This is a genomic window from Xanthomonas axonopodis, assembly GCF_001304695.1.
Classification (GTDB): Bacteria; Pseudomonadota; Gammaproteobacteria; order Xanthomonadales; family Xanthomonadaceae; genus Xanthomonas; species Xanthomonas axonopodis.
Window position 1 is genome coordinate 1 of record NZ_JFAQ01000252.1, and the last position, 5,472, is coordinate 5,472.

Consider the following 5,472-nt stretch of genomic DNA (forward strand, 5'->3'; position numbering starts at 1 on the left):
GCCGGGACTGAACACCTAGCACCTGGCCATCGTCGGAGATGGCGCCATCGGTACGCCCATCGTCCAGCTGCAGCAACGGCCGTGCCAGCGCGGCGCCGCTGCTGATGCCGCAATGAATTTCATATCCGCTGACACTGGCATCGCCCAGCAGCAGGCGCCCGCGCACGCGATGCGATTACTTGTGCGGCTGCAGCGTGGTTTGCAGCGACACCCAAGGCCGGCGCTGCTGCCCGCTGGGCCTTCGATCCCATCCGGGTCGTGGAGATGGGTGCCCAGCATCTGCAGTCCACCGCAGATGCCAAGCAGTTTTCCGCCGTAGCGCAGGTGACGGGCAATGGCGGCGTCCCACCCATGCGTGCGCAGCCACTGCAGATCGTGCCGGGTGGATTTGCTGCCCGGCAGCAGGATCAGATCGCACGGCGGTGGCGCCTGCCCGGGACCGATCAGGTGCACATCCACTTGTGGGTGCGCCAGCAACGCGTCGATGTCGGTGTGATTGCTGATACGCGGCAGCACCGGCACCACCACGCGCAATTGCGACTGCGGTTTCTGCGGCGCGTTACGCGGCACCACATCTTCGGCATCCAGCTGCAGGCCGTGCAGATATGGCAAGACGCCGAGCACCGGCTTGCCTGTTTCGCGCTCCAGCCACTCCAGGCCGGGCTGCAGTAGCGCCAGATCGCCGCGAAACCGATTGATTACAAAGCCGGCAACGCGTGCGCACTCGCTGGCCGAGAGCAACGCCAACGTGCCGACCAGATGGGCGAACACGCCGCCGCGGTCGATGTCGGCCACCAGAACGACGGCGCAATCCACCGCTTCGGCATAGCCCATGTTGGCGATGTCGTTGGCGCGCAGATTGATCTCGGCCGGGCTGCCGGCACCTTCCACCAGCACCACAGCGAAGCGCTCGACCAGGCGCGCGTGCGAGGCCAACACCGCTTTGAATGCAGGCGTCTTGTAGGCGTGATACACCACCGCATCCAGCGTGGCGACCGGATGCCCGTGCACGATCACCTGCGCACCGGTATCGCTGTTGGGCTTGAGCAACACCGGGTTGAAATCGGTCTGCGGCTCCAGCCCGCATGCCTGTGCCTGCAATGCCTGCGCGCGGCCGATTTCGCCACCGTCCACCGTCACCGCCGAATTCAACGCCATGTTCTGCGGCTTGAATGGCGCCACCGCAATGCCCTGGCGATGCAGCCAGCGGCACAGCGCGGCCACCAGCGTGCTCTTGCCCGCATCGGAGGTAAAGCCCTGCACCATCAGCACGCGCGCGCTCATACCAGCACCTGGCGCAGTGCCACATCCAGACGCGCTTTGCCCGCGGCATCGGGTGGAAGACCGAAGCGCAAACTGGACGGTGTGTCCAATCGCCGGGTCAAGATGACGCGTTGCGCCAGCGCGACGTGCAGGGCGGCCGCGTCGTCGCGCTGGCACCACTGAAAGAACGCCGTGCCTGCGGTAGGTACGATCGAATGCGCATGCAACAGCTGCGCAAGCCGCTGCGATGCCGCGTGCAGGCGCGCACGTGCATGAACCTGCCACGGCGTATCGGCCAATGCCTGATGCACGGCCCACCGCGCCGGGCCGCTGAGCGTCCATGGCCCCAGGCGTTCGCGCACGCATCCAGCATTGCGCGATCTGCGCAGACAAAGCCCGCACGTGCGCCTGCCATGCCGAAGAACTTGCCCACCGAGCGCAACACCACCAGACCGGGCCGCTGTGTGTATCCACACACGCTATGTTGTGGCGTTGCATCCATGAAGGCCTCGTCGATCACCAACCACCCACCACGTGACGCAAGACGTGCATGCAGCTGCAGCAACTTGTCGGGATCGAAGCGGTCGGCGCATGGATTATTGGGATGGATCAGCACGGCCACATCCAGCGTCTCACCTGCGTGCAGCAATTGCGCGGCGCTCATCGGCACGACCTGATGTCCGGCACGCTGCCATGCCTGCGCATGCTCGGCGTAGCCAGGCGTGAGCACGCCGACGCGGCTGGGCGCGCGCAGCAACGGCAAGGCCTGAATCGCCGCCTGCGAGCCGGCCACCGGCAGTACCTGCGGCGCGCCGTAATAGGCAGCCGCGCAGTCGGCCAGGTCATCGTCGTCTTCCGGCAAGCGCTGCCACACGTGCTCCGGGATGGCAGGCACTGGCCATGCGAACGGGCTCACCCCGGTGGACAGGTCCAACCAGTGTGCAAGCGGTATGGTGTAAGCCTGCGCAGCGCGGCGCAGGCGCCCGCCGTGTTCAAGGATCGCGTGCCCCCGGTGCTGGAGCGACGCCACCTGCGCCGTCGTGAACGGTGAGCTGGTGCATGCTGGTCAAGCGCCAGACCATCCGCATGCCGATCATCACATCGCCAGCGCGGTGGCCGGCACGCACCAGCCGCAACGCGCGTTGCACGCTGTTTGCGCTTGCTGCCGCACCCTCGCCCAGCGCGGGGCGTCCCTGCCAATGGCCGTGGTACGGCGCAGGCCCACCCAGTTGGACATGCAGCACGCCTGCGCCCGCCGCCATCACGGGGCCGGCATTGGGGCTCTTCCAGCCGCGTCCCTGCCGCCACGCGCAGCGCATGCCCGCGCGGGTGCGACCCAGCACGGCGTAGGTCGCTGCGGTCAGCCGCGCCGGCAGCCAGTTCAACGCATCGTCGATGCGCGCCGAAGCCCAGCCGAAGTTGACGTAGCGCGGCGTGCGATAGCCCCACATGGCATCCAGCGTATTGGACAGCCGGTACAACACCGCTCCTGGTGCGCCCAGCGCGACGCCCCAGAACAGCGCGGCGAACACGGCGTCGCTGCCGTTTTCCAAGACCGACTCGGTCGCTGCGGCAGCGACTTGGGTCGCGTCCCTTGCGGCCGTATCGCGGCTGACGATACGGCCCACTGCAGCGCGAGCGGCAGGCAGATCAGTCGCTCGCAGTGCATCGATCACCGCTTGCGGGTGTTCGCCCAGGCTACGCAGACCCAGCGCCAGATACAGCGTGATCGCGGCAAACCCTGCCGCCGCCCGGGGCGACACGCACCACAGCCCCCATTGCAGCACTGCAGCGACACAGGTCAACGGCAACACGCTCACGCACCACACCAGGACGCCGGCGCTGCGACGGTCGCGGTGCAAGCGCGCTTCAACACGTTGCACCCAGTTGCCGAACAGCACCAGCGGATGGCCGCGCCGCGGCTCGCCCAGCAGCAGGTCCAGGAACACGGCAGCGGTGGCAATCACCAGCAGCATGGCGTGCGGTCCCGGCGCATGCCAGCACACATGCCGAGCCAAACAGAGCATTGCACGCGTTCGCTCACGGCTATAGCTCGATGCCGAGTTGCGCCTTGATGCCGGCATTGAAGGCGTGCTTGACCAGGCGCATCTCGGTCACGGTGTCGGCGACCTCGATCAACCCGGCCGGCGCGCCGCGCCCGGTAATCACCACATGCTGGCCGGGCGGCCGCGCGGCCACGGCAGCAAGCACCTCGTCCAGCGCGATGTAGTCTTTCAGCATGGCGATGTTGAGTTCGTCCAGCAGCACGAAGTCGTAGCGCGCGCGGTCCTGGGTTTCCCAGGTGAAGCCTTCGCCCATGACGTGGTAATCGAGCAGATCCGGAAAACGACGAAAAAACGCTTCTTCTCCGGTGGAAAACGTGCCCTTGATGAATTGCACCACGCCGCAATACAGGCCATGCCCAAGCGAGCGCACCAGCATGCCGAAGCCGGACGAGCTCTTGCCCTTGCCATTGCCGGTATTGACCAGCAGCACACCGCGGTCGATCACCGCACGTGCGATGCGCCGGTCGACCAACTCCTTCTTGCGCTGTGCACGTTCGCGGTAGTGCGCTTCATCGTGCTCGGGGATGGTTATGCGCGTGTTCCGATGAGTAGACGTGCACCAGCGGCGCGTTGTGTAGCCAACAGGGCGAAGGCCAGGCCGACGTAGCCGGCCAAGGTCCCGAGCGCGCGTGGGCAATCCAACGGCAGGCGCGCAATAAATTCGGCCAACGTGGCGTGCGGATAGCGACCGGACAGAAAATAGAAACCGCCTTCAGAGATGAGATACGCGGCGCTGCCGCTGATCAGCAACGCCAACAGCGGCCCGGTGACACCACACCGGGCTTGGCGCTGTACCTGCAGCGCAGACAGCCGCCCGCCACACCACAATACGGCGTACGCCAGCGCCAAGGCCCAGTACGCAGGCGACATACACCAGTCGCTGCTGCTGCCCGATGCCAGGCCGATCAGATCCAGCAGCGATACGATCCCGAACAGCAGCGGCAACATCCACAGCGGGCGTAGCAACGCACCGGCCAGAAAAAATACCGCCCATGAGGCCGTGGGCAAGGCATCCACATTCGCGAAATGCTCGCCGCACGCACAGACCATCAGGACGGCAAGCGCGATGCCGCACGCTCTGGCCACTGTGCCGTGTAACGGCAACGGCGCTGCAGCAGCGCGCCGCGCCACCATCACGACACTTCCGATGGCGTGGAGAACGCCGTTGCGGCACGCAAATGACGCCAGCGCAGCACGCACCTTGCCACAGCCAACACAATCGCCAGATACAGCGCGGTCGGGCGCACGAACAGCGGCCCCCACTGCCAGGCGCGCTGCAGATACTGCGCCCAGTGCGGGTCGGTGTAGCGCCCGCCCCACCAGTAGAACGCGCCATTGGAGATCAAGAACGACAGCACGGCGGCCAAGGTACCCAGACCCCAGGCGATGCTCAACGACGCGGCACTCGGGCGCACACGTGCGTGATACGCGCGCCCGGCGTACCACAGCACGCCATAGGCCACCGGCAATGCCGCGTACGCCGCGGTGATGCAGAAGTCGCTGACGCCGGCCAAACGCACCGCAGCCCAATCGATCGCCACCGACAACCCCAGCAAGGCAACGAATAACCGTGCCGCCGCAATGCCAGGCCGCCGAGAAAGAACACGGCCATGGATGCATCCGGCAGGTGCAGCCAGTCACTGACATGATGGAAGCGGGTCGCGGTCATCAGCAGCATCGAAGCGATGAACACCAGGCGTTCGGAAAAGCGGGACAACGGCGGCATCGATGGTCTCCTTCAGGTTTTCGATCGCCACCCGGATGGCGCAGCTGTAATACCGGTTTCTGCTCAGGTCATCCGGTTAATGTAGCGGCACAGGCCGCGTCCGGGGTCATCCTCTTCAGCGCCTGGTGAGGGCGCTGTTGGTTGTAGAAGGCGATCCAGTCAGCAATCACTCGCAGCGCGTGGGTTTGGCTCTCAGAGCGATGCCGGTGCACGCACTGTTCCTTCAAGGTCCGGATCACACGCTCCACCATCCCGTTCTGCTGTGGGCAATGCGGGGTGATGAACGCCTGCGTCAGCCCATAGCTGCGCACCAGTCGGGTGTAGTTGCGGCTGGTGAACACCAGGCCATTGTCCGAGCGAAGCAGAAATGGCTCCTGCACTCGGCCCAGCGTGCCATAGCGCGTGATGAGCGCCTGC

At 65.9% G+C, this 5,472-nt stretch carries 4 protein-coding genes and 3 pseudogenes; all 7 read right to left on the reverse strand.

Translation table 11 applies throughout. From position 1 onward, the window contains the following. Positions 1 to 1,284, reverse strand: a pseudogene (locus XAXN_RS18880) (cobyric acid synthase); the annotation flags it as partial. Further along, positions 1,281 to 2,263: pseudogene (gene cobD, locus XAXN_RS18885) on the reverse strand (threonine-phosphate decarboxylase CobD). The pseudogenes cobD and XAXN_RS18880, both read right to left, overlap by 4 nt. After that, positions 2,256 to 3,239 carry an adenosylcobinamide-phosphate synthase CbiB gene (cbiB, locus tag XAXN_RS18890; protein ID WP_054320666.1) on the reverse strand — a complete coding sequence of 328 codons (984 nt, stop codon included), beginning with the start codon at positions 3,237 to 3,239 and terminating at the stop codon, positions 2,256 to 2,258. Before cbiB ends, cobD begins: the two are co-directional and overlap by 8 nt. A 70-nt stretch (positions 3,240 to 3,309) precedes the next feature. Then, positions 3,310 to 3,861, reverse strand: coding sequence for a cob(I)yrinic acid a,c-diamide adenosyltransferase (locus XAXN_RS18895; RefSeq protein ID WP_054320668.1), 552 nt, complete (start codon positions 3,859 to 3,861; stop codon positions 3,310 to 3,312). After that, positions 3,858 to 4,463, reverse strand: coding sequence for a hypothetical protein (locus XAXN_RS18900; protein WP_054320667.1), 606 nt, complete (start codon positions 4,461 to 4,463; stop codon positions 3,858 to 3,860). The genes XAXN_RS18895 and XAXN_RS18900 overlap by 4 nt, the downstream gene beginning before the upstream one ends. Beyond that, a pseudogene (locus XAXN_RS18905) lies at positions 4,463 to 5,055 on the reverse strand (hypothetical protein). The gene XAXN_RS18900 and the pseudogene XAXN_RS18905 overlap by 1 nt, the downstream one beginning before the upstream one ends. A 68-nt stretch (positions 5,056 to 5,123) precedes the next feature. After that, the coding region (locus tag XAXN_RS18910; RefSeq protein ID WP_134984926.1) for an integrase core domain-containing protein at positions 5,124 to 5,472 on the reverse strand (349 nt) is incomplete at its 5' end.